Source organism: Rhizobium sp. WSM1328 (assembly GCF_057653715.1).
This window is the reverse complement of the sequence record NZ_JBYGKO010000002.1, coordinates 401,426-423,929: the sequence shown is the minus strand read 5'-3', so window position 1 is coordinate 423,929 and position 22,504 is coordinate 401,426. Positions and strand designations below refer to the sequence as shown.

General features: G+C 60.8%; 22 protein-coding genes. 5 read left to right on the top strand and 17 right to left on the bottom strand.

Annotated features, from left to right (window positions below):
• Positions 1 to 44: 44 nt before the first annotated feature.
• From AC2444_RS25525 to AC2444_RS25445, 17 genes are all read right to left on the bottom strand, one after another.
• Complete coding sequence (locus AC2444_RS25525) at positions 45 to 1,043, bottom strand: 4-hydroxyproline epimerase (protein ID WP_128450156.1); 999 nt, start codon at positions 1,041 to 1,043, stop codon at positions 45 to 47.
• Between the two features lie 16 nt (positions 1,044 to 1,059).
• Positions 1,060 to 1,911, bottom strand: coding sequence for an ABC transporter permease (locus AC2444_RS25520; protein ID WP_128450155.1), 852 nt, complete (start codon positions 1,909 to 1,911; stop codon positions 1,060 to 1,062).
• The gene (locus AC2444_RS25515) at positions 1,908 to 2,756 is read right to left on the bottom strand and encodes an ABC transporter permease (RefSeq protein WP_017995985.1); all 849 of its coding nucleotides are present in this window, start codon (positions 2,754 to 2,756) and stop codon (positions 1,908 to 1,910) included. The genes AC2444_RS25520 and AC2444_RS25515 overlap by 4 nt, the downstream gene beginning before the upstream one ends.
• A 5-nt stretch (positions 2,757 to 2,761) precedes the next feature.
• Positions 2,762 to 3,868, bottom strand: a complete 1,107-nt coding sequence (locus AC2444_RS25510; protein WP_409565900.1) for a quaternary amine ABC transporter ATP-binding protein — start codon at positions 3,866 to 3,868, stop codon at positions 2,762 to 2,764.
• Positions 3,869 to 3,953: 85 nt separating this feature from the next.
• Positions 3,954 to 4,805: a glycine betaine ABC transporter substrate-binding protein gene (locus AC2444_RS25505; RefSeq protein WP_128450154.1), complete on the bottom strand. Its 852-nt coding sequence runs from the start codon at positions 4,803 to 4,805 to the stop codon at positions 3,954 to 3,956.
• A gap of 79 nt (positions 4,806 to 4,884) precedes the next feature.
• Positions 4,885 to 6,231 carry an NAD(P)/FAD-dependent oxidoreductase gene (locus tag AC2444_RS25500; RefSeq protein ID WP_128450153.1) on the bottom strand — a complete coding sequence of 449 codons (1,347 nt, stop codon included), beginning with the start codon at positions 6,229 to 6,231 and terminating at the stop codon, positions 4,885 to 4,887.
• Positions 6,228 to 7,745, bottom strand: a complete 1,518-nt coding sequence (locus AC2444_RS25495; RefSeq protein ID WP_128450152.1) for an aldehyde dehydrogenase — start codon at positions 7,743 to 7,745, stop codon at positions 6,228 to 6,230. Before AC2444_RS25495 ends, AC2444_RS25500 begins: the two co-directional genes overlap by 4 nt.
• The gene (locus AC2444_RS25490) at positions 7,738 to 8,649 is read right to left on the bottom strand and encodes a dihydrodipicolinate synthase family protein (RefSeq protein WP_128450151.1); all 912 of its coding nucleotides are present in this window, start codon (positions 8,647 to 8,649) and stop codon (positions 7,738 to 7,740) included. Before AC2444_RS25490 ends, AC2444_RS25495 begins: the two co-directional genes overlap by 8 nt.
• The gene (locus AC2444_RS25485) at positions 8,646 to 9,362 is read right to left on the bottom strand and encodes a GntR family transcriptional regulator (RefSeq protein ID WP_128450150.1); all 717 of its coding nucleotides are present in this window, start codon (positions 9,360 to 9,362) and stop codon (positions 8,646 to 8,648) included. Before AC2444_RS25485 ends, AC2444_RS25490 begins: the two co-directional genes overlap by 4 nt.
• Positions 9,363 to 9,864: 502 nt before the next feature.
• On the bottom strand, positions 9,865 to 10,437 hold the full coding sequence (gfa, locus tag AC2444_RS25480) for an S-(hydroxymethyl)glutathione synthase (protein ID WP_003562213.1): 573 nt from the start codon (positions 10,435 to 10,437) through the stop codon (positions 9,865 to 9,867).
• A 54-nt stretch (positions 10,438 to 10,491) separates the two neighbouring features.
• A complete protein-coding gene (fghA, locus tag AC2444_RS25475; RefSeq protein ID WP_128450148.1) occupies positions 10,492 to 11,328 on the bottom strand; it encodes an S-formylglutathione hydrolase in 837 nt (278 codons plus the stop codon).
• Positions 11,329 to 11,331: 3 nt separating this feature from the next.
• Complete coding sequence (locus tag AC2444_RS25470) at positions 11,332 to 12,459, bottom strand: S-(hydroxymethyl)glutathione dehydrogenase/class III alcohol dehydrogenase (protein WP_128450147.1); 1,128 nt, start codon at positions 12,457 to 12,459, stop codon at positions 11,332 to 11,334.
• Positions 12,460 to 12,610: 151 nt separating this feature from the next.
• On the bottom strand, positions 12,611 to 13,306 hold the full coding sequence (locus AC2444_RS25465) for a dimethylsulfonioproprionate lyase family protein (protein WP_128450146.1): 696 nt from the start codon (positions 13,304 to 13,306) through the stop codon (positions 12,611 to 12,613).
• A gap of 15 nt (positions 13,307 to 13,321) precedes the next feature.
• On the bottom strand, positions 13,322 to 14,263 hold the full coding sequence (locus AC2444_RS25460) for an electron transfer flavoprotein subunit alpha/FixB family protein (protein ID WP_487762917.1): 942 nt from the start codon (positions 14,261 to 14,263) through the stop codon (positions 13,322 to 13,324).
• A gap of 25 nt (positions 14,264 to 14,288) precedes the next feature.
• Positions 14,289 to 15,038, bottom strand: a complete 750-nt coding sequence (locus AC2444_RS25455) for an electron transfer flavoprotein subunit beta/FixA family protein (RefSeq protein WP_487762916.1) — start codon at positions 15,036 to 15,038, stop codon at positions 14,289 to 14,291.
• 13 nt (positions 15,039 to 15,051) lie between these two features.
• Positions 15,052 to 15,663 carry a dimethylsulfoniopropionate lyase gene (locus AC2444_RS25450; RefSeq protein ID WP_128406584.1) on the bottom strand — a complete coding sequence of 204 codons (612 nt, stop codon included), beginning with the start codon at positions 15,661 to 15,663 and terminating at the stop codon, positions 15,052 to 15,054.
• Positions 15,664 to 15,711: 48 nt separating this feature from the next.
• Complete coding sequence (locus AC2444_RS25445) at positions 15,712 to 17,748, bottom strand: NADH:flavin oxidoreductase (RefSeq protein WP_128449231.1); 2,037 nt, start codon at positions 17,746 to 17,748, stop codon at positions 15,712 to 15,714.
• Between the two features lie 146 nt (positions 17,749 to 17,894).
• Between AC2444_RS25445 and AC2444_RS25440 the strand changes: the two genes are divergently transcribed.
• The 5 genes from AC2444_RS25440 to AC2444_RS25420 all read left to right on the top strand — a co-directional run bounded on the left by AC2444_RS25440 (position 17,895) and on the right by AC2444_RS25420 (position 22,454).
• Positions 17,895 to 18,524, top strand: a complete 630-nt coding sequence (locus tag AC2444_RS25440) for a TetR/AcrR family transcriptional regulator (protein WP_128406586.1) — start codon at positions 17,895 to 17,897, stop codon at positions 18,522 to 18,524.
• Between the two features lie 11 nt (positions 18,525 to 18,535).
• Positions 18,536 to 19,330 (top strand): pyrroline-5-carboxylate reductase family protein, encoded by a 795-nt coding sequence (locus AC2444_RS25435; RefSeq protein ID WP_128449233.1) that lies wholly within the window; start codon positions 18,536 to 18,538, stop codon positions 19,328 to 19,330.
• Positions 19,331 to 19,397: 67 nt separating this feature from the next.
• Positions 19,398 to 20,399: an ABC transporter substrate-binding protein gene (locus AC2444_RS25430; RefSeq protein WP_017996001.1), complete on the top strand. Its 1,002-nt coding sequence runs from the start codon at positions 19,398 to 19,400 to the stop codon at positions 20,397 to 20,399.
• Positions 20,400 to 20,494: 95 nt separating this feature from the next.
• Positions 20,495 to 21,382 (top strand): ABC transporter permease, encoded by an 888-nt coding sequence (locus tag AC2444_RS25425; protein ID WP_012755274.1) that lies wholly within the window; start codon positions 20,495 to 20,497, stop codon positions 21,380 to 21,382.
• Complete coding sequence (locus AC2444_RS25420; protein WP_128449235.1) at positions 21,375 to 22,454, top strand: quaternary amine ABC transporter ATP-binding protein; 1,080 nt, start codon at positions 21,375 to 21,377, stop codon at positions 22,452 to 22,454. Before AC2444_RS25425 ends, AC2444_RS25420 begins: the two co-directional genes overlap by 8 nt.
• Positions 22,455 to 22,504 lie beyond the last annotated feature (50 nt).

Genomic DNA, 22,504 nt, shown 5'->3' with positions numbered 1-22,504 from the left:
CGCCGCTCTTACCGCACCGCTCGTCTTTTCAGACGAAAACGCGCTCATCGGATCTGAAAGCCATGCGCTAGCGGATCCCTATCGTCAACGAAAATGGTGTTGTGGCCGATGACGCGTGCCCAGCCTCCAATGCTTGGAAGAATACCGCTATAGGGCCCAATGCGTGCCTCGGCTTCGACCCGGCCCTCGAAGACGGTTCCGATCAGGCTTTCATGCCGGTATCTCGACCCGACGGTAAGCCGTCCCTTCCCATAGAGCTGGGCCATGCGGGCGGAAGTGCCGGTGCCGCCCGGCGAGCGATCGATGGCCTTCTCGCCATAGAAGACCGCGCAACGCCCATCCGAAATGTCGTTGACGGGGCGGTCGCACCAGATCGCATGATGCACGCCGCGGATCCTGGCGTCGTCGGGATGAACGGGATCGCAGATACCGGCAAGTGCTGACCTGAGTCTCTGGCTGCAGCCGACAATGTCGGATGCGGTCATGCCGTCGAGGCCGCTCCAGTTATCCTGTGGTTCGATGACGGCATAATAGTTGCCGCCATAGGATATATCGACGCGCAGACGGCCCATTCCCGGCACGTCGACGTCGACATCAGCCTCATGAAGATAGCTCGCAACATTATGGAGACGAACGGATTCGACATATCCGCCCTTCTCCTCATAAGTGACGTCGACCCTTCCTGCAGGCGTCTCGATGGCAACCCGGCCCGGCTCCCGCGGCTTGACGAGCCCCTCCTCGATCGCGGCGGTCACGGTGCCGATGGTGCCGGCGCCGCACATCGGCAGACAGCCGCTCGCTTCGATGAAAAGCACGGCGAAATCGCAATCCTCCCGATAGGCCGGATAGATGATCGCGCCTGACATGATGTCGTGTCCCCTTGGCTCGAACATCAGCGCCTGGCGCACCCAGTCATGGTCCCGGACAAAAATCTCCCGACGCTCCCCGATCGGCGCATGCGGAAGCAGCGGACCGCCTCCAGCGACGAGGCGGACGGGATTGCCGCAGGTATGCGCATCGATACAGAAGAAGCTGTTTCTCATCTTTTCATGTCCTTGCTCATCCTGCCTTCCGTGGCCTGTCGCGGTCGAGCAGGCCGCGGGACAGCCGGTCGAGCAGAAGGGCGACAGCAACGATCGCCAAGCCCGCCCGCAGGCCAAGCCCCATCTCCATGCGCGTCAGGCCGCGCGTCACCTCGGCGCCGAGACCGCCGGCACCGACGAGCCCGGCCAACACCACCATCGCCAGCGACAGAAGGATGCACTGGTTGAGCCCGACCAGGAGCGTCTGCCTGGCCAAGGGGATCTCGATCTTCCAAAGCACCGAGCTGGGAGGCGCGCCGATGGCGCTGCCGAGTTCCACGAATTCTCTCGGCACCTGGTTGAACGCCAGCGTGGTCAGGCGGAGCATCGGCGGAATGCCATAAACGATGGTGGCGATGATTGCCGGCACCCGTCCAAGGCTGAAGATCATCACCGCAGGAATGAGATAGACCCACGGCGGCACGGTCTGCATTACGTCGAGAACCGGGCGAACCATCGCCTCCAATGTCTTGTGGCGCGAGCACAGGACGCCGATCGGGAAGGCGATAAGCACGGAGATCAGAACCGCGACAGTGACCAGGGAGAGGGTCTGCATCGATGCCGTCCACAGTCCCATGAGGAGACAGAAGCCCAGGCAAAGACCCGCGAGGATCGCGGCGCGCAGACCGACGGCGACGAATGCCAGGACGACGACGATCGCGATAAGCCCATAGGGCGGCACGAAGAGGAGGAGCGCCTCGAATCCGGAAAGGACTGCTTCGATCAGATAGCTGATCGCCGCAAACAGCGGATGCAGGTTGGTGTTGAGCCAATCGACTGACGGCGCCAGGAAAGCGCCGGGCGAAAACTGCAGGATGGATGGGTTCATGACTTCCTCCCCGTTCCCAAGCGAGCCGCGCTCTGGGTTATCCGGTCAAGCACCATGGTCAGTACCACGATGGCGATCGCTCCGTTGATAGAGGTCGCGATGTCGAGCGTTCTGATCGCGCCATAGATCGTTTCGCCAAGCCCGCCGGAGCCGACGATGCCGGCGATAACGACCATGCCGAAGGCCATCATCAGGCTCTGGTTTATGCCTGCCATGATGCTCGGCAGCGCAAAGGGAAGCCGGATCTTGAAGAACATCTTCGCCGGCGTCATCCCGAGCGCCTCTCCAAGTTCGATGAACTCCTTGGGCGTCATCCGGATACCGAGAGAGGTCAGGCGGATCGCCGGCGGCACGGCGACGATCACCGTCGCGATCAGTGCCGTCGCCGGTCCGTAGCCGAGCAGGGCGATCGCCGGCAGCAGATAGATGTATGGCGGAAGCGTCTGGATAAGATCCAGGCCAGGCTCCATGAATCGATCGAGGGCGGGAAAAAAGCCGGCGGCAATACCGATTGGGATCCCGATCGCCAGGGCGAGTGCGGTTGCGGTCAAGACCAGCGCCAGCGTGCTCATCGTCTCTGGCCAGAGGCCCATGGAAAAACAAAGCGCCAGTGCAGCGCCGCTCAGCAGAGCGAACCAGACATTGACCAACCGCCAGCCGATGAGCGCCACGATCAGCGCGACCAGGTAGAAAGGCGGAAGCTGTAGGAGCCAGAGGATCCCGTCATAGAGCCCTTCGAGAAGCTGTCTGATAGAATCGAAAAGGAATTCGCCATTGTCGCTCACCCACTCGAGCGCGGCGTCCGTCCATTCGTCAAAAAGATCGGTGAAGCCTGAACTATCCATGTCAATCAGCTCCAGTTGTGGGACGCCGGCGTGAGATCGTGGGTGGAGGTTCCTTTGACGCCCATCAGAAGGCTGCGTGGCGTCACCACGCCGACGATCTGATCATTGTCGACGACGGCGATGGCATCGCGCTCCGACTGCATCGTCAATGTGATGAGTTCGTCGATATCGGCGTCCGGCGTCGTGCGCGCCAGCGACGCGATGTCGGAATGCGGCGCGCTCTGCTGGAATTCTGCGACGCTGCGCATGACGGAATGCGCCTTGATCAGATGAAGGCGGGATATGCCGGCGACGAATTCGGCGACATAGGCATCCGCCGGGTTGAGGATGATTTCCTCGGCCGTGCCGGTCTGGATGATGACGCCGTCCTTCATGATCGCAATGCGATCGCCGATCCGGATCGCCTCGTCGAGATCATGGGTGATGAACACCGCGGATTTGCCCAAGGCTTTCGTCAGCTGCCGGAATTCGTCCTGAAGTTGACGCCGGATGAGTGGATCAAGAGCGCTGAACGGCTCATCCATCAGGATGATCTCGGGGTCGGAAGCAAGCGCGCGGGCCAGCCCGACGCGTTGCTGCATGCCGCCGGAAAGCTCGTTCGGATATCGGCTCACCCAGTCGGCGAGGCCGACCTTCTCGAGCGCTGCAACGGCGGTCTTGTTTCGCTCCGGCTTGGCAATTCCCTGAACCTCGAGGCCGAAGGCCGCATTTTCGAGGACCGTCCGATGCGGCAACAGAGCGACGCTTTGAAACACCATGCCGATGTTCCTGGCGCGCATCTGCCGGAGATCGACCGGCGACAGGGCGGCGAGGTCGCGTCCCTTGACGAGGACCTTGCCCGAGCTCGGCGTGATCAGCTTGTTGAGAAGGCGGATGAGCGTCGATTTTCCGCTTCCCGACAAGCCCATGATGCAGAAGATTTCGCCGCGCCGGACCTCAATGCTCGCGTCGGACACGCCGACGACGCAGTTGAACTCCTTCAGGACCTCTTTTTTGCCGAGGCCGCGCTCCTTGATCGACTTCATTGCCGCAGCGGACTTGTCACCGAAGACTTTCCAAAGGGATTGGCAGTCGATCAGGACGTCATTGATATCGGCATTTACGGTTTTCATAGCGATCCCCATCGAGCCATTCAGCGCTGGCTTCTTCATTAGGTTTCAGGGTGGCCGCCCGACGGATCGGACGGCCACGACGCGTTTAGTTCTTCTTGATGTTTTCCCAGCGCTTGATCAGGTCGGCATGCGCGCCGATCCAATCCTGCACGGCCTGGTCCATGGTCTTCCCTTCATTCACTGCGCCGTTGATGGCGGTGATGTCGGCAATCGGCACGTAGACACTGGCCATCACTTCACGCGCATGCGGGTTCTCTGCGGAGAAGCCCTTATGGCCGATCCAGTAATAGCTCTGCGGCGGCGGGAATACGCCCTTCGGATCCTTGAGGTACTTGACCTCATACTTCTGGACCATCCAGGACGGCTCCCAGATCGTCACCGCAATCCACTCCTTGCGGTCATAGGCGGACTTCAGCGCCGCCGTCATCGCGGCGGTGCTGCCCTCGACGAGCTGGAGCTTGAGGCCATAATCCTTGATCGCGTTCGAGGTATCGCGCATCAGGCCGGCGCCCGGTTCGATACCGATGATCTTGCCGCTGAACTTGTCGGCGTTTTCATTGAGCTGTTCCAGCGAGTCGATCGGGACATATTTAGGAACCGCGACGCCCTGATAGAGGCCGTGCGAAACGGGTGAGATCTTCTCGAGCCGGTTCTTGTTCTTGTCCCAGTAGTCTTGCGCAACATAGTCCGTCTGCGAGGTGAGGACCTGGATGTCACCCTTGGCGAGAGCGGCATAGGCGATGCCCCATTCGGAGAACTCGGTCACCTTGACCGTATAGCCGGCGTCTTCGAGAACTTTCTTGGTGATACCGGTGATGGGCGTCAGGTCCTCCCACGACATCGTGCCCATGGTGATCGTCTTTTCTTCCGCGCGAGCAGGAAGGATGCTGACCCCGATCATCGCAGCGGCGCAGAGCGCCTTCCACAAAGTCTTCATTGTTCTTACTCCTGTTTTTCGTTCCCATTGTCATTGAAGTCTGCGAGCGGGCAGTCTTCATATTGCGCGGGCCGAGGGATCATCCCTCGCGGCCTGCACGCAATTCCTGAAAGCGGATAACCGAATTGACCCCCAGCCACGCAAAGGGCTCGGGAGGTAATTTGCTCGGTTCCGGCTGGTTCCTGTATCGGTCGAGTTCGGGGCTACCCGCGCCGGCAGCCAGATCGGCCGCCATCATCCCTGCGAGCGTGCTCTTGACAGTGCCGAGGCCATTCTCGCAGCAGGCGGAAAAAAGCCCCTCTTCGACCTCGCCGAATGCCGGCACATGGTTTCTGCTGAGGCAGAGAGCACCCGCCCAGCTATATTCCATCGCCAGGCTTTCCAGTCCGGGAAAGCGCGCGTCGAATGACCGGCGCTGCTCGGCCGCCACGCCGGCGACCCGCTTCTCCGACACCTGGAGGCTCGGGTCGTAGGTGAACCTCGTCCTGATGACGATTCTCGAACGACCATCGGTGGTGATCTTTCTGACCGTCGCTCCCATCGGGTCTGCCGGCAGCAGCGCCCAGCGATCTGCGCCGGTGACATCGCCGCCGAACTCATTCTGGGAAAAGGCTGATGTCATCGACGCGTAGGTGAAGATGTGCATCAGCCGTCCGCGAAAATGGCCGAAGCTTTGAATATGGCCGTTCACGCCCAGAATGACCTTCGGCGCGGAAACAGATCCGCGGCCGGATTTCGCCTTCCAGGACCTGCCCTCGCGCGAAAGCTCCAGCACCGGCGAGTGCTCGTGGATGGCGACCTTTGAGCTAAGTCCGCGCGCCAGGCCGCGGATATAGTCGGCCGGCTGGATCATCACGGCGCCTGGCGTATAGAGCCCTCCGCGATAATAGCGCGAGCCGGTCATCTCCCGCATCTGATCGGCATCGAGAACGCGATGCTCCTCGCCGATCTTTTCGAGCGACTTCCTGTAGTTGTCGTTGAGCCCGAGCCCCCGCTCGGAGGCGGCCGCATTCACCTTGCCCGACGGATCGAAGGTTTCCCCGGACAAGCCGTATTCCGCCGCGACATCGGCTGCGAAGGAAATCGCCAGACGGTTCTGCCTGATCTCGTCCTTGGTCGCCTCTTCGTCGGCCACCGAATATTCGCCTGAGGACAGATTGTGCGGCACGTCGATCATGAAGCCGGAATTCCTCCCGGCCGGTCCCTTGGCGACTTCGCGAGCCTCGAGGACGACGATCTTGTCCTCAGGGCGCAGTTGCGAAAGGCGGCGCGCCGCCGACAGGCCGGCAAACCCCCCGCCGACGATTAGCCAGTCCGCGGTCATGTCGTGCTCAAGCGCTGTTGCGGGAAAGGCGCGTTCGCTGATCGCCTCCCATCCCGAAACGCCGGTATCGATCGGCAAGCGCTTGATCACATGGCGGGTCATCGGATGGTCTCGTCGACCGAGCGTTCCGAGACATCGATCCAGATGGTCTTCAGTTCGCAGTAGTTGTCATGGGCAAAGACCGACTTGTCGCGGCCGCCGAAGCCTGACTCCTTGTAGCCGCCGAACGGCGTGCTGGCGTCGCCTTCTCCAAAGCAGTTGACGGTGACGACGCCGGCGCGGATCTCGCGCGAGAGCTTGATGGCGTTCCTCAGGCTGCCGGTATAGACGGACGCCGTCAGACCGTAATTCGTGTCATTGGCTAGAGCGATTGCTTCGGCAAGCGAATTGAAGGTGGTGACCGAAAGCACCGGCCCGAAGATCTCTTCCTGGAAAAGACGGCTGGCAGGCGTTACACCCTCGACCACTGTCGGTTCGATAAAGATGCCGCCATGCGTTTCACCACCGTGGGTGACCGTCAGCTTCTCCTTCCTGGCGTCGTCGAGGAAGGATTTCACCTTCTCGAAATGGGCCTTGCTGACAAGCGCGCCGATGCGGTTTGCAGGGTCGAGCGGATCGCCTGTCTTCCATTCGCGCATATAGGCGCCGATGCGCTTCAGCAGTTCGTCCTTGACCTTGGAATGAACGATCAGACGCGACGTGGCCGAGCAGTTCTCGCCCATGTTCCAGAAGGCGCCGTTGACGACCTGCTCGGCAACGAGGTCCAGGTCTTCGGCATCGTCGAGAACGACGGCGGGGTTCTTGCCGCCGCATTCGAGCACGACGCGCTTGAGGTTCGAGTCCGCTGCATAGCGCAGGAAGCGGCGGCCGGTGGGCGTCGATCCGGTGAAGGCCACCATATCGACATCCATGTGCATGCCGATCGGCTCGCCGACCTCCTTGCCGCCGCCGGTCACGACATTGAACACGCCGGCTGGAATGCCCGCTTCATGGGCAAGTTCGGCGACGCGCAGCGTGGTGAGCGTCGTCTCCTGTGCAGGCTTGACGATCACTGAGCAGCCGGCAGCAAGCGCCGGGCCGATCTTCCAGGCCAGCATCAAAAGCGGAAAATTCCACGGAAGCACGCATCCGACGACGCCGACCGGCTCACGCACGATCATCGTCAGTGCGTTGGCGCCGACAGGCGCGGTGTTGTCATAGAGCTTGTCGATCAGTTCGGCGTGCCAACGGATCGTGTGAATGGTATCGGGAACATCGACCGTCTGGCATTCGCCGACCGGCTTGCCACTGTCGAGGCTCTCCATGACAGCGAGCTCGTGACGATTGTCCTCGAGCAGCCTGGCGAGCTTGAGGAGCACCGCCTTGCGTTCGCCTGGCGAACGCAGCCGCCAGCGGCCGTCGTCGAAGGCTTGCTTTGCCTTGGCGACGGCGGCGTCGACATCGGTGGCGTCGCATGCGGCGATCTCGGCGAGAACCTCGCCCGTCGCGGGATTCGTCGAGGTGAATGTCTGCCCGGAATTGGCCGGACGAAATGCGCCGTCGATGAAGGCATTCGCTGGAAACTGAAGGCCGGCCGCGATCGCCTTGTATTCGGAGGCGGTCAAGGGTTCATGCATGATTTGCTCCCGAGGTGATCTGGGCGACCGTGCGCTTTAACGTGGCGACGACGGTCTGAAGGGTTCGCTTTTCTTCGGAGTTGAGCGGACGCAGCGGCGCGCGGACCGATCCGACATTCAGCCCGATCAATTCGCATCCGTGCTTGATCGATTGAACGAACTTCCCGCATTCCAGGAAATCCATGAGCGGCAGCATCGCCATCATGATCGCGCGACCCTTGTCGAAATTCTTTTCGAGCACGCAGGCCTCATAGAGGGCGACATGTTCGCGCGGGAGGAAATTGGAGCCGGCGCAGACCCAGCTCTTCGCGCCCCAGGCGAAGAATTCGAGCGCCTGGTCGTCCCAGCCGCAGGACAGTGCAATATGCGGAAATTTCCGGGCAAGCAGGTGCAGATTGCCCATGTCGCCGGAGCTTTCCTTGATGGCGATCACGTTCTTCGACTTGCCGAGGCGGGAGAAATACTCCTCGCCCATCATCACGCCCATGCGGGCCGGATAGTTGTAGAGCATGATCGGCAGGTTTGCCGCGCGATCGACGGTCAGGGCGTGGACCGCATTCTCGCGTTCGGTCGGCAGCGCGTATGGCGGTGACGACACCAGGATCGCGTCCGCGCCGATTTCCTTGGCGGCCTTTGCGTAATCGACCGAATCTTCGGTCCGCGTGGCGCCAGTTCCGATAATGAGCGGCAGCCGCGTGCCGATGACGTCCCTAGCATAGGCCGCGAGCTCGAAACGCTCCTGGCTGCTCTGGGCGTAGTACTCGCCCGTCGAGCCGCCGACGATGATGCCGTGGACGCCCGCCTCGATCAGCGATTCGAGCACGGCGGCAAATCCAGCCCTGTCGATCTGACCATTTTGGTCGAGCGGTGTCACCGCCGGCGTATAGATCCCCTCAAACTTCACGACGATTTCTCCAATAATTGCGTGGCGGGGCCGCCGAGGAAGGCGTCCGCCTTGAGGCCTTGCGGGGCGATGAACATTTCCATGTTCTCGCGGGACAATTCCCAGTGTTCGAAGACGAGGTCGACGACGGCGTTTTCGTCGTGAGCGCCGAGCGCATCGATGAAGCTGTCATGATGGCCGACGGCCACTTGAAGCCGCCGCTTCATGTCCTCGTTCCTCGGCCGGAAGAAGGTGTGGCCGATGCGCGCGTGGTCGATGAGCAGCCGGCCCTGACTCGGCTGCAGATAGACGTTGCCCGACATCTCGCCGAAGATTTCGTGAAAGCGATTGTTCTCGAGGACCATCGCCAGAGCGTCCATGTTCTCGCTCGCGGCGCGGAACCGCTCCTGGGTCTGCTTCAGGTCTGAAAGCTGAGTAGGCTTGAAGTTCTGCACTGCGAGGCGGCCGATCGCCGCGTAGATCATCGGCGCAACAAGAAAGAAATTTCGCAGGGTGGAGTGGTTCATCGGGATGACCCGCGCGCCCCTGTTCTCGCGGATGTCGATATAGCCCTCACCGGCAAGGCGACGGAATATGTCGCGGACCGGCGTCCGAGAGAGGCCGTATTTTTCGCTCAAACTGGCCTCGTCCAGATCGGCATCCGGATCCAGCTCCATCGTCAGAATCTGCCGTTTCAGATCTTCGTAGAGATTGCTCTTCGGTGTCTTCGCCATCGTCGCTCTCCGGCCGCTGGTTGCTCTACACGGTGAAGATGGCACGCCTCTCGCAGGGAGTCAATAATTGTGTACTCTGCGTACACAATTAGTATTTCTTAAATACACAATAATGCCGAGCAAAGCGTCCCGGGTGCGACTCAGGCGTCATTTCAAAGCGCTATCCAGGATCGACGTTGCGCGGCGGCGGCCAACGCGCAGTTTCCCAAGCGGATTATGGTGGCAAGGTCTGTGAGGATTTCTGTGCAGTCGAGGTTGATGCGGTTTTTATACGCATCAACCTTGATCATCAGGCATCGGAAGCCTGGCCGCCGGAAGGCCGGCGTGCGGCATCACGGAGTATCTCGATATCCGGATAGCGGTGGTTTTGTCGGGGAGCGCCGGCTTGGCGTTCCCCGAGCATTTCCGCTTTCTCTCAAGTCACGGGAATGCTCTCTTTTGTTTTTACTCAATCCCGGACGCAAAACCGCTGCGCACTTTTGCTGGGAATTGCTTTAGCCAATCACGCAGCCAGGACGCCGCTCTTCTTGGCCATCCAGGTTGCGATGTAGTCCATCAGGCCAGGGTTTAGGCAATCGTAAGGCTCGAGGCCGGACGTCCTCAACTGCGCCCTGACGGCGTCCATCTTCGCGGGGTCGAAGCCGCTTTCGATGATCGACGACACGAAGGCCGCAAAGCCCGGCTTCGTCCAGCCACTTTCCTGAAAACGTTCCGGATGGACGAACGACAATCCCTGGAACGGATGTTCGCGCACGACCGGCCCATACATATGCACGCCGCATTCCTTGCAGGCGTGGCGCTGGATCAAGGCGGTGGAATCGACGACGGCGAGCTTGTCGCCATTCTCTTGAACTTCGACGCTTTCGGTCGGCGCAACTGCCACGACCGAAAAGACGAAACCCTCGGGCTTCCAGCATTTCGTGCAGCCGCAGGCGTGATTATGGGCGATGTCGCTCTTGATCCTGACCTTCACGGGGTTGCTGGCGCACTTGCAGACGAGCGTCCCGCCTGCGAAAGCTGCGTCAGTCGCCCGAAAGCCTGAATCCACTGCCGGATGTATGGCTATGCTGGTCATGGGTTTCTCCTCCCCTTCTGGGCCGTTTGCGATATGCCCGGCCAAGCTCTGCAATCAGTCTCCCAATCTCCGCGCGTGCCAGCGCAGATGGTCTTCCATGAATGTCGAAATGAAGAAGTAGGAGTGGCCGTAGCCTTCCTGCATGCGAAGCCGCAGGCTGATGCCAGCCGTCTCGCAGGCTTGCCTGAGCTCTTCGGGGCGCAATCCATCCTCCAGGAAGCTATCCGCCGTGCCCTGGTCGACGAGGAATTCCGGGAACCGGTGCCCGTCTTCGATCAGCGAGCAGGCATCATATGCCCGCCAGGCCGTCTCATCCGATCCGAGGTATTTCTGGAATGCCGGCTTTGACCAGCCGGAGACCGAGGGATGGCTGATCGGCGCAAAAGCCGAGCAACTGCCGAAGCGTCCGGGGTTCTTGAGCGCAATCGTGATCGCGCCGTGTCCGCCCATCGAGTGACCGAAGATGCCCTGTCGGTCCATGTCGACCGGAAACTCGGCGGCGATAAGCTTGGGCAATTCATCGACGACGTAGCTGTACATCCGATAGTTCTGTGCGAATGGCGGCTCGGTGGCGTCGAGATAGAAGCCGGCCCCCTTGCCGAACTGCCAATTACCAGGTTCGTCCGGGACGGCATCGCCCCGCGGACTGGTATCGGGGCAGACGATGATCATGCCGAGTTCTGCGGCAAGACGCCGATACTCTCCCTTTTCCATGACGTTCGCATGGGTGCAGGTCAGACCGGAAAGGTACCATAGAACCGGCAGCTTGCGTGCTTTGGCCTGCGGCGGCAGGAAGACCGCAAAGGTCATGTCGCAGTCGCAGGCGTCCGAGCGGTGGAGGTAAACGCCCTGGGTGCCGCCATGAGAATTTTCGGTCGAGATCGTCTTCATGGCTCAGTACACGACCACGCCGCGGATGCTTTCGCCCTTGTGCATCAGCTCGAAGCCCTTGTTGATGTCTTCGAGCGGCATGGTGTGGGTGATCATCGGATCGATCTGGATCTTGCCCTGCATGTACCAGTCGACGATCTTCGGCACATCGGTGCGCCCGCGGGCGCCGCCGAAAGCCGTGCCCATCCAGTTGCGGCCGGTGACCAGCTGGAACGGACGGGTGGAGATTTCCTGGCCGGCGCCGGCAACGCCGATGATAATCGACTTGCCCCAGCCGCGGTGCGAGGCTTCCAGCGCCTGGCGCATCACCTTGGTGTTGCCGGTGCAGTCGAACGTGTAGTCGGCCCCGCCGATCAGATCGCCGTGGCGCTTCGTCAGGTTGACGAGATAGGGCACGATGTCGTCCCCGACCTCCTTCGGATTGACGAAGTGGGTCATGCCGAACTTTTCGCCCCAGGCTTTGCGGTCAGGGTTGATATCGACGCCGATGATCATGTCAGCACCGGCAAGACGCAGACCCTGCAGCACGTTGAGGCCAATGCCGCCGAGGCCGAAGACGATCGCCGTCGCGCCGATCTCGACCTTGGCGGTGTTGATGACCGCACCGATGCCGGTGGTGACACCGCAGCCGATGTAGCAGATCTTGTCGAACGGAGCGTCGGGATTGACCTTGGCAAGGGCGATTTCCGGCAGCACGGTGAAGTTCGAAAAGGTCGAGCAGCCCATATAGTGGTGGATCTTGTCCTTGCCGATCGAGAAGCGGCTGGTTCCGTCCGGCATCACGCCCTGGCCCTGGGTTGATCGAATCGAGGTGCAGAGATTGGTCTTGCGCGAGGTGCAGGAATAGCATTCGCGGCATTCCGGGGTGTAGAGCGGAATGACGTGGTCGCCCTTCTTCACCGAAGTGACGCCCGGACCGACATCGACGACGATGCCCGCACCCTCGTGGCCGAGGATCGCCGGGAAGAGGCCTTCCGGATCGGCGCCCGACAGAGTGAAATCATCGGTGTGGCAGATGCCGGTCGCCTTGACCTCCACCAGCACTTCGCCGGCCCGCGGCCCTTCCAGTTGCACGGTCATCACTTCGAGCGGTTTTCCTGCCTGTATGGCAACGGCTGCGCGTACGTCCATTTTGATATCTTCCTCTTAAATTGAATTCTGATGCTTACATATTCGATGGGGCCGGCTTCTCACCGATTTGCTGCTGCGTCACAGCCGAGATATCATGCTCTCGCCTTCGCGCTTTTCATTCATCTCAGGCTCATTGTCGCCAAGGACCCCATCACCTCTCCCGCTCAACCTGGCACCAGACCGCCAGCAGCGGCCGGGCTGTGCATCTTATCGCGAAGGATTCGCCGGCGTCATTCGCAAAGACCGTACCGATATCGGCGGAGAACCAATGGGAATCGCCAAGGCGGATTTCACCCGGCGAAAGCAGAATGAAGGCGCGGGGCTGCGTCTGAACATGATCGGGAAATCTTGTATAGCGATCCATATAGATCACGCCGATCCTGAGATCGGCGCGTTCCTCCATGCCGCCGGGACCGACCAAGACTGCATGGGAGTGCGTATTGCCAAAATTCAGGCTTGCGAACGGACCGGAGCGGCCGCGTCTCCAGAGCAGCTTATCGGCGAGACTCTGGAACTGGCCGGCGATCGCCTCGTATTTCCGTCCCGATTTTGCAAGATGGCCGATGGCGTCATCCAGCCCGTTGGGCGCGCCGGGAAGAGGCCCGCCCTCCGGACGCACCTTGCCGGTCTTGAGCAGTTTCTGGAGGACCTTGCCCGCGACGAAACTGGCGACGGCAGGAGCCTCGGCCGACAACATCAGCCCGCCGACATCATTGAGGAATTCCTGCAGCGGCCGAGAGCGTCTTTCCCTCCCGATGTCGTGCAGCCGTATGTATGCCGGCTTTTCGTCATCGTTCAAAAGAAGGTCGGCACCAGGTTTGATTGGACGTCCCACGACGCGCGCCACGTTCGGTCTCCCCCGCTAGAGCGCCTTTTGCAATTCCGGCAGGGCGTCGAAGAGATCGGCGACCAATCCGTAGTCGGCGACCTGGAAGATCGGCGCCTCCTCGTCCTTGTTGATGGCGACGATGACCTTCGAATCCTTCATGCCGGCCAGATGCTGGATGGCGCCTGAAATGCCGCAGGCGATATAGAGCTGCGGCGCCACCACCTTGCCGGTCTGACCGACCTGCCAGTCGTTCGGCGCATAACCGGCATCGACGGCCGCACGGCTTGCACCGACGGCAGCACCCAGCTTGTCGGCAAGCGGCAGGATGACCTCCCTGAATTTTTCCGCTGAACCCAGCGCCCGGCCGCCGGAAATGATGATTTTGGCGGATGTCAGTTCCGGACGGTCGGAGGCCGACAGCGCGTCCCTGACAAAGGTCGAAAGCCCCGGATCGGAAACCGCCGGAATTGCCTCGACGGTCGCCGAACCACCCTCCGGTGCGGAGGCGAAGGAGGCGGTGCGCACGGTGATCACCTTCTTGGCATCGCTTGCCTGCACCGTCTGGATGGCGTTGCCGGCATAGATCGGCCGCTTGAAGGTATCGGACGAGATCACCTCGATGATCTCGGAGACCTGGGCGACGTCGAGAAGAGCGGCGACGCGCGGCAGAACATTCTTGCCGACCGAGGTGGCCGCAGACAGGATCGTGTCGTAGCTGCCAGCCAGCGAGACGATCAGATCGGCCAGCGGTTCGGCCAGATTGTTGGCGAGTTCATCGCTTTCGGCCAGCAGCACCTTGGAGACGCCGGCAAGCTTGGCGGCGGCATCGGCGGCAGCCTTGGCAGCTTTGCCGGCGACGAGGATGTGAATATCGCTTGCCTGTTCCTTGGCGATCTTGGCTGCTGCCGTCAGCGCCTTGGCGGTCTGATCGGACAGGCTGGCATTGTCGTGGTCAGCCAGAAGAAGAATGGTCATGATGATGGCTCCTGTTCCAAGCTGATTACAGCACGCCGGCTTCGTTTTTGAGCTTGTCGATCAGTTCGGCGACCGACTTGACCTTGACGCCGGCCTTGCGGCCCGACGGCTCCTCGGTCTTCAACACATTGAGGCGCGGCGTGGTCGAGATGCCGAAGTCGCTTGGCGTCTTCTTGTCGAGCGGCTTCTTCTTCGCCTTCATGATATTAGGCAACGAGGCATAACGCGGTTCGTTCAAGCGCAGATCTGATGTGACGACCGCCGGCAGCTTGATCTCGATCGTCTGCAGGCCGCCATCGACTTCACGGGTCACCTGAGCCTTGCCATCACCGATCTCGATCTTCGAGGCGAAGGTCGCTTGGGCGGTTCCCATCAGCGCTGCCAGCATCTGGCCGGTCTGGTTGCTGTCGTCGTCGATCGCCTGCTTGCCAACGATGATCAGCCCCGGCTGTTCGGCATCGGCGACAGCCTTCAAGATCTTGGCGACAGTGAGCGGCTCGATCTGATCGTCGGTCTCGACCAGGATCGCCCGGTCGGCGCCCATGGCAAGTGCGGTGCGCAGCGTCTCCTCGGCCTTGGCAGGACCGATCGAAACGACCACCACTTCCTCGGCCTTGCCGGCTTCCTTCAGCCGCAGCGCTTCTTCCACCGAGATCTCGTCGAACGGGTTCATCGACATCTTCACATTGGCAAGCTCGACACCCGTGCCGTCCGGCTTCACCCGGATCTTCACGTTGTAGTCGACAACCCGTTTGACTGGCACGAGAATTTTCATGGGCACCCCCCCTTTATTTCCAAACTGCTGGCCGTTCGGCAAGTAATGCCCAGAAGGCGAAGAGCGGCGTGTCGAGCGACCTCATGGCATGCTTGATGTCGGGGACATTGTAGAAGGATCCGCCGATACCAGGCGAAAACCAGTCCCCTTCCCCCTGCTGGAACTCTCCCTCGGAAAGCACGAGATAGACTTCCTCGGGCGCATGATCATGATCCGGATAGCGCACGTGAGGCGCCATCAACGTCACACCGATCCACAGGTCGCTCCGCTCTTCCAATCCTCCCGGGCCGATAATCATGGCATTGGCATGCTCATCAACAAAGTTGTCGCTGGCCGTGTGGTCATACTTGGTGCGCTGACGCCATTCAAGCTTTGGCTCGATGCCTTTGAACCCGTCGATCAATCGCGTCAGCGAAGGATAGGCCGTATCGATCGAGAGCGCCACATCAAGCTGAGCGCAAACCGGCAATCGGCTTCCCTCCCCCACGCGCGCGGCCCCCGGGCGCTCCAGCGCCGCAAAAATCTGACGGATCGAGCGGCGGGCTTCCGGGGCCTTGGCGAACTCGTCGAAAGCCACGAAAGCCGCATCGAGGAAAATCTGCAGGCTTTCCTTGCGTGAACTCATGTCATCACCTCCGGGGACGATCGGCCGGCAAGCGGCCCGCGCTTGCGATCAGATATCTTTTGCGATGCGCAACCCGTCATAGACGGCGGCATGGGTGTTGCGTGCGGCGACCGCATCGCCGATCCGGAACAACTGGAACTTGCCATCAGGATTGCGAATGACGGACTGAGGTTCTCCGGAAAGAAGCTGATCATGCGACATTTCGCCGAGATTGCTCGAGCTGGGTTTCAGCTCGAAATAGAGATCATCGAGCGGAATGGTCCCATGATTGACGACGATCTGGTCGAAGCTCTGCTGCCTGGCGATCCCGCCGTAATCGCTGCCGACATGGGCGACGAGCTGGTTGCCGCTCTTCTCCACGGCTTCGAGACGGTAGGTGACGGTGAAGGTCACGTCATGCTTCTGCAGAGAGCGCATATAGGGCACCAGGTTCATGGCCATGACCTCGGGCGCGAAGGACCGGTCCGGCGTCATGATCTCGACCTTTGCGCCTGCCTTGGCAAGAAACTCTGCCGCCTGCAGGCCGGCATGGTCGCCGGCGTCGTCGAAGATCAGCACATTGGTTCCAGGCTTAATGTCGCCGGAGATGATGTCCCATGACGAGACCACCAGGTCGTTGCCGCTGGCGAGAACCTCGGTATGCGGCAAGCCGCCTGTCGCGATGATGACGACATCGGCATTCTCGGCCTCGATGGTATCGGCTTCCGCCCAGGTGTTGAAGTGGAAGGTGACGTCGTATTTCTCGCACTGGCTCATGCGCCAGTCGATGATGCTGATCATCTCCCTGCGGCGCTCGCTCTGGGCGGTGAGGCGGATCTGACCGCCGGGATTGTTGGCCGCTTCGAAAACCACGACCTGGTGGCCGCGTTCTCCAGCGACGCGCGCCGCTTCCAGACCGGCCGGGCCGGCACCGACGATGACGACCTTTTTCTTGGCGTCGGCCTTCGCCACGATATGCGGCATGGTCAGTTCGCGGCCGGTGGCGGCATTGTGGATACAGAAGGCGGCCCCGCCCTGGTAGATGCGATCGAGACAGTAATTGGCGCCGACGCAGGGACGAATATCGTCTTCCCGCTTTTCGATGATCTTGCGGACGATATGCGGGTCGGTCATGTGGGCGCGGGTCATGCCGACCATGTCGACCTTGCCGGAGGCGATCGCATGGCGCGCGGTGGCGACGTCAGGGATTTTCGCCGCATGGAACGTCGGAAAATCGGTCGCGGCGCGAATTTCGCCGGCGAAATCGAGATGCGGTGAATTCGCCATGCCCTGGATCGGAATCACGTCGGTGAGACCCGCATCGGTATCGATGTGGCCGCGGATCACATTGAGGTAATCGATGAGGCCGCTTGCCTTCAGGCGCCTGGAGATTTCGATGCCGTCGCCCTTGCCGGTGCCGCCGGGAAGACATTCATCGGCGGTGTAGCGCACTCCGAGAATGAAGTCGTTCCCCACCCTTTGCCGGATCGCCTTGAAGACGTCGAGACAGAAGCGCAAACGGTTATCGAGCGAGCCGCCATAGGGTCCTTCGAGCTCGTTGGTGAGCGGCGACGTGAACTGGTCGATCAGATGGCCGTAGGCCTCCAGTTCGACACCGTCCATGCCGCCCGCCTTCATGCGTTCCGCGGCATCGGCAAAATCCTTGATGATGCGCTCGATGTCCCAATCTTCCATCTTTTTCGGAAAGGCGCGGTGGGACGCCTCGCGCTGATGCGATGGCGCCACGACCGGCAGCCAGTCGCCCTTGTCCCAGCGCGTGCGCCGGCCGAGATGGGTGAGCTGGATCATGATCGCCGCCCCCTCTTCATGCACGGCGTCGGTCATTTCCCTGATCCAGGGTACGATCTCGTCCTTATAGGCGAGCAGATTGTTGAAGACCGGCGGGCTGTCTCTGGACACCGCGGCCGAGCCGGCCGTCATCGTCAAGGCCACGCCCCCCTTTGCCCGCTCCACCGTATAGGCGCGATACCTTTCCTTCGGCATGCCGTCTTCCGGATAGGCCGGCTCGTGGGAGGTCACGATAATACGGTTGCGCAGCGTCAGATGCTTGAGCTGGTAGGGCTGAAGAAGGGGATCGTTCGACATGGGCCGTGGTTCCGGATTAAAACATCGGAGGGGACGCTAAGCATAATGTACATATGTGTCAATAATGAAAACAACTGGGTCGTTACTTTAGACACAGATGTACATTTTTCTTGTGCGCCGCCTCGCAATTTGATAGGAGATCATCCATGGATCAGGCTTTGAATGACACTGGCTGGCGCGGATCGCAGGAGGGATGGCTGGAAGCAGCTTACCACTCGCTGCTGGATTCCGGCGTGGATTCGGTGAAAATTCTGCCGCTGGCGAAGAAACTCAACCTTTCGCGCACGAGCTTCTACTGGTTCTTCAAGGACCGGGAGGAACTGCTGGCCGGCCTCGTGGCGCGGTGGCGCGATAAAAACACCGGCAACATCATCAAGCAGTCCGAAGCCTACGCGGAATCGCTTGCCGAGGCGATGCTCAACGTCTTCGACTGCTGGCTCAACAATGAGCTGTTCGACGCCAGGTTCGAATTCGCCGTGCGCAGCTGGGCGCTGCAGTCCGACGAGATTCTCGCCGAGGTCCGGCAAGCCGATCAGCTTCGACTGGAAGCCCTCAAGCTGATGTTTATCCGGTTTGGGCTACCAGAAGCGACATCGGATGTCCGAGCGCGAACAACTTACCTCGTGCAGATCGGATATATCTCCATGCAAGCCAGGGAGGAACTCGCCGTCCGCATGAAACGGATACCCGAATATATCGCGATCTACACCGGCGAAGTGCCGCAGCAGAGGGAGCTCGATCGCTTCTTCTCGCGGCATGGCTACAGGCCGGGTTAGGGAAGGGCGGGATGAGCGTTTCCTTGAGGATCGGTATCATTGGCGGCGGCGGTTGGCTTGGCGGAGCAATCGCCGGCTCGATCCTTGATGGCGGCCTGGTCGAACCTCGAAATCTCTCCCTCTCCTATCGCAGTGAGCAGCCGCGCCGTTTCCCGAATTCTTTCCTGACCACCAACAGTCAGGCGCTTGCCGACCGCTCGGACGTGATCGTTCTTTCCGTCCGTCCTGATGACTGGCGTGCTCTTGATGTCGATGCCGGCGGCAAGCTGGTCATCTCGGTCACGGCGGGCATCCGCCTGGACGCGCTTTCCGAGTGCCACAACACCGGTCGCGTCGTGCGCGCTCTGCCGAATGCCGCTGCCGAAGTCGCCAAGTCCTATACGCCGTGGATTGGCGCGAGCGACGTCACCGAAGACGACCGGGCGCTCGTCCGCGCGATTTTTCAAGCATGCGGATCTGAGGACGAGGTCGCAAGGGAAAGCGACATCGATTACCTCACCGGTCTTTCCGGGTCTGGACCGGCATTCCCGGCGCTGCTCGCCGCCGCCATGATGCGCGACGCCGTCGCCAATGGCCTGCCGGCGGAGATTGCGCGCCGCGCCGTCAACACGGTGATCACGGGCGCCGGCCGCCTGTTGGAGCGCCAAGACGAATCTCCTGACGATGTCGTTCAAACCTTTGTTGGCTATCGCGGCACCACCGCGGCGGCCATCGAAGGCATGCGCGCTGCCGGGTTCGACGCTTCGGTTGCGGAGGGACTGTCGGCAGCATTCAAGAAATCGGTGAGTATGGGAGACGCTTCCTGACAACCGTTGGAGTGGGTCCTGCGGCGCCCCGCTCAGCAAAACCGGCCGCTAAACAGAGGGAACGAGAATGAAAAAACTACTCGCATCGACATGTCTGACGTTCGGCCTGATCGGCGGGGCGTCTTTCGCCAGCGCCGCCGAATGCGGCACGGTGACCATCGCCAGCATGAACTGGCAGAGTGCAGAGGTTCTCTCCAACCTCGACAAGTTCATCCTAAACGAAGGTTATGGCTGTGATGCCGAAATCACCGTCGGCGATACCGTCCCGACGATTACCTCGATGGCCGAAAAGGGCCAGCCTGACATCGCGCCGGAAGCCTGGATCGACCTGCTGCCCGATGTCGTCAAGAAGGGAACGGATGAAGGCCGGATCGTCCAGGTCGGCTCTCCCTTGCCCGATGGCGGCGTCCAGGGCTGGTGGATTCCCAAATATCTGGCCGACGCTCATCCCGACATCAAGACCATCGGCGACGTGCTGAAGCATCCGGAACTCTTCCCCGCTCCTGAGGATGCGAAGAAGGGCGCCATCTATAACGGCCCGCAGGGCTGGGGCGGCACCGTGGTGACCACGCAGCTCTACAAGGCCTTCGAAGCCGATAAGGCCGGCTTCACCCTCGTCGATACCGGTTCTGCTGCCGGCCTCGATGGTTCGATCTCCAAGGCTTACGAACGCAAGGAAGGCTGGGCCGGCTATTACTGGGCGCCGACCGCGCTGCTCGGCAAATATGAAATGGTCAAGCTCGAAGCCGGCGTGCCGAATGACGCCGCCGAATGGAAGCGCTGCAACACCGTCGCCGATTGCCCCGATCCGAAGCCGAACGCATGGCCGGTCGACAAGATCGTCACCCTCGTTGCAAAGCCTTTCTCGGAAAAGGCCGGGCCGGAGGTCATGGACTACCTGACGAAGCGCTCCTGGAGCAATGACACGGTCAACAAGCTGATGGCGTGGATGACCGACAACCAGGCGACCGGCGAGGACGGTGCCAAGCACTTCCTCAAAGAAAACAAGGACCTCTGGACCAAGTGGGTCTCGCCTGAGGCAGCCACGAAGATCGAAGCTGCTCTTTAACGCCGACTACTGCGGTGCGCTTGATGCGCACCGCCTCTCGCTGCCGATAAAATCAAAAAGACTGCCACGGCTCTTTGAAGAAAAAGGGGAACCGAATGGAATGGTTTTATAAATTCCCGCATATGGATGACGATGCCCTTCGCAATCTGAAGAAGGCGATCGATGACGGTTTTCGCGCATTTACCCGCAGCTATGGCGACGCGATCGAAAGCCTTTTCTCCCCGCTGCAGCATTTCCTGATCGCCGCCGACCGCTTCATGACGCAGACGCCGTGGCCGATCATTACGGCAATCATCCTTGTCATCGCATGGTTTGGAAGCCGCAGCCTGAAGATCGTCCTCGGCTGTCTCGTCACACTGCTGTTGATCGGCTATTTCGACATGTGGGACGATACGATGCGGACGGTCTCGATGATCTTCGTCTGTACCGTGCTCTCCATCGCCATCGGCATTCCGATGGGGATATTGATGGCGCGTTCCGACCGGCTGCAGCGCGTTATCAATCCGATCCTCGACGTCATGCAGACGATGCCGAGCTTCGTCTACCTGATCCCTGTCGTCATGCTGCTCGGCATCGGCAAGGTGCCGGGACTGATCGCCGTCGTCATCTACGCCATCCCGCCGATGATAAGGCTGACCGACCTCGGTATCCGCCTGGTCGACAAGGACGTGCTCGAGGCAGCCGATGCGTTCGGAACGTCGAGCTCGCAGAAGCTGTTCAAGGTCCAGCTGCCGCTGGCGCTTCCCACCATCATGGCCGGCATCAACCAGACCATCATGATGGCGCTCGCCATGGTCGTCGTCGCTTCGATGATCGGCGTCCAGGGCCTTGGCCAGCCGGTTCTGAAGGCAATCGCCAACCAGTACTTCACCCTGGGTATTTTCAACGGCCTTGCCATCGTCGGCATTGCCATCATTTTCGACCGGGTCAGCCAGGCTTATGGCAAGCGGCTCCAGAAGCATCGGGAGATCGTCCATGGCTGATCATCGTTTCGGCGGCATCAAGATCCGCCATCTCTACAAGATCTTCGGTCCCAATCCCGGCGCTCATGTCGATGCTGTCCAAAAGGGATTGTCGAAGACCGATCTCAACGAAAAGCACGGCCACGTGCTGGGCCTGAAAGATATCAATGTCGAGATACCCTCGGGCCGCATCCAGGTCATCATGGGCCTTTCGGGTTCGGGCAAATCGACGCTCATCCGCCACATCAACCGTCTGATCGATCCGACATCAGGCGAAGTGCTTGTCGACGGCGTCGATGTGGTGAAAATGAACGAGACCGAATTGCGGACGTTTCGGCGCCACCAGACGGCAATGGTGTTTCAGAAGTTCGCGCTTCTGCCGCACCGGAATGTTCTCGACAACACTATCTTCGGCCGCGAAGTGCAGGGCATGGAGCGCTCGAAAGCCGTTGACGTCGCCATGGGCTGGCTGGAGCGGGTCGGCCTGAAGGGCTTCGAGAGCAAATATCCCAACCAGCTGTCGGGCGGCATGCAGCAGCGCGTCGGGCTGGCACGCGCCCTCTCGAACGATGCGCCGGTTCTGCTGATGGACGAGGCCTATTCGGCGCTCGACCCTTTGATCCGCACCGATATGCAGTCGGTCCTTCTCGACATTCAGAAGGAGATCAAGAAGACCATCGTCTTCATCACCCATGATCTCGATGAGGCCCTTCGGCTGGGCGACCAGATTGCGATCCTGCGCGATGGCGAAGTCATCCAGCAGGGCACCAGCCAGGACATCGTTCTGCGTCCGGCAGACGCCTACATCGCCAACTTCGTCAAGGAGGTCAATCGAGGCCGGGTCATCCAGGTCGATGCCATCATGACATCCCTGCATTCCGGCGCGGTCTCAGGTGGATTGACGATCGCATCAGGCACGACCGTCGAAGACGCCGTCCGGATTCTGGCATCGGAGGCGCACGACGATGCCAGGGTGGTTTCACCATCCGGGGAAGCATTGGGGCTTGTTACCTTCCGCCAGCTCGCGGGCGCGATGGTGAACTCGCACGAGGTGGCTCCCCGACGCGACAGTGCCCTCTCGGTCGCACTTTGACGCTCCAAATGCGGCCGTCTTTCTGGTTCGTTGGCGACGCCGATATCGGG

What these genes read in the sequence shown, in the direction of transcription:
- AC2444_RS25460 (WP_487762917.1), bottom strand. Translation starts at nt 14,263, where the DNA reads ATGACCATTCTTCTTCTGGCTGACCACGACAATGCCAGCCTGTCCGAT.
- AC2444_RS25520 (WP_128450155.1), bottom strand. Translation starts at nt 1,911, where the DNA reads ATGAACCCATCCATCCTGCAGTTTTCGCCCGGCGCTTTCCTGGCGCCG.
- gfa (WP_003562213.1), bottom strand. Translation starts at nt 10,437, where the DNA reads ATGACCAGCATAGCCATACATCCGGCAGTGGATTCAGGCTTTCGGGCG.
- AC2444_RS25430 (WP_017996001.1), top strand. Translation starts at nt 19,398, where the DNA reads ATGAAAAAACTACTCGCATCGACATGTCTGACGTTCGGCCTGATCGGC.
- AC2444_RS25525 (WP_128450156.1), bottom strand. Translation starts at nt 1,043, where the DNA reads ATGAGAAACAGCTTCTTCTGTATCGATGCGCATACCTGCGGCAATCCC.
- AC2444_RS25500 (WP_128450153.1), bottom strand. Translation starts at nt 6,231, where the DNA reads ATGACCCGCCATGTGATCAAGCGCTTGCCGATCGATACCGGCGTTTCG.
- AC2444_RS25435 (WP_128449233.1), top strand. Translation starts at nt 18,536, where the DNA reads ATGAGCGTTTCCTTGAGGATCGGTATCATTGGCGGCGGCGGTTGGCTT.
- fghA (WP_128450148.1), bottom strand. Translation starts at nt 11,328, where the DNA reads ATGAAGACGATCTCGACCGAAAATTCTCATGGCGGCACCCAGGGCGTT.
- AC2444_RS25470 (WP_128450147.1), bottom strand. Translation starts at nt 12,459, where the DNA reads ATGGACGTACGCGCAGCCGTTGCCATACAGGCAGGAAAACCGCTCGAA.
- AC2444_RS25510 (WP_409565900.1), bottom strand. Translation starts at nt 3,868, where the DNA reads ATGAAAACCGTAAATGCCGATATCAATGACGTCCTGATCGACTGCCAA.
- AC2444_RS25505 (WP_128450154.1), bottom strand. Translation starts at nt 4,805, where the DNA reads ATGAAGACTTTGTGGAAGGCGCTCTGCGCCGCTGCGATGATCGGGGTC.
- AC2444_RS25440 (WP_128406586.1), top strand. Translation starts at nt 17,895, where the DNA reads ATGGATCAGGCTTTGAATGACACTGGCTGGCGCGGATCGCAGGAGGGA.
- AC2444_RS25425 (WP_012755274.1), top strand. Translation starts at nt 20,495, where the DNA reads ATGGAATGGTTTTATAAATTCCCGCATATGGATGACGATGCCCTTCGC.
- AC2444_RS25450 (WP_128406584.1), bottom strand. Translation starts at nt 15,663, where the DNA reads ATGAGTTCACGCAAGGAAAGCCTGCAGATTTTCCTCGATGCGGCTTTC.
- AC2444_RS25515 (WP_017995985.1), bottom strand. Translation starts at nt 2,756, where the DNA reads ATGGATAGTTCAGGCTTCACCGATCTTTTTGACGAATGGACGGACGCC.
- AC2444_RS25455 (WP_487762916.1), bottom strand. Translation starts at nt 15,038, where the DNA reads ATGAAAATTCTCGTGCCAGTCAAACGGGTTGTCGACTACAACGTGAAG.
- AC2444_RS25420 (WP_128449235.1), top strand. Translation starts at nt 21,375, where the DNA reads ATGGCTGATCATCGTTTCGGCGGCATCAAGATCCGCCATCTCTACAAG.
- AC2444_RS25445 (WP_128449231.1), bottom strand. Translation starts at nt 17,748, where the DNA reads ATGTCGAACGATCCCCTTCTTCAGCCCTACCAGCTCAAGCATCTGACG.
- AC2444_RS25485 (WP_128450150.1), bottom strand. Translation starts at nt 9,362, where the DNA reads ATGGCGAAGACACCGAAGAGCAATCTCTACGAAGATCTGAAACGGCAG.
- AC2444_RS25495 (WP_128450152.1), bottom strand. Translation starts at nt 7,745, where the DNA reads ATGCATGAACCCTTGACCGCCTCCGAATACAAGGCGATCGCGGCCGGC.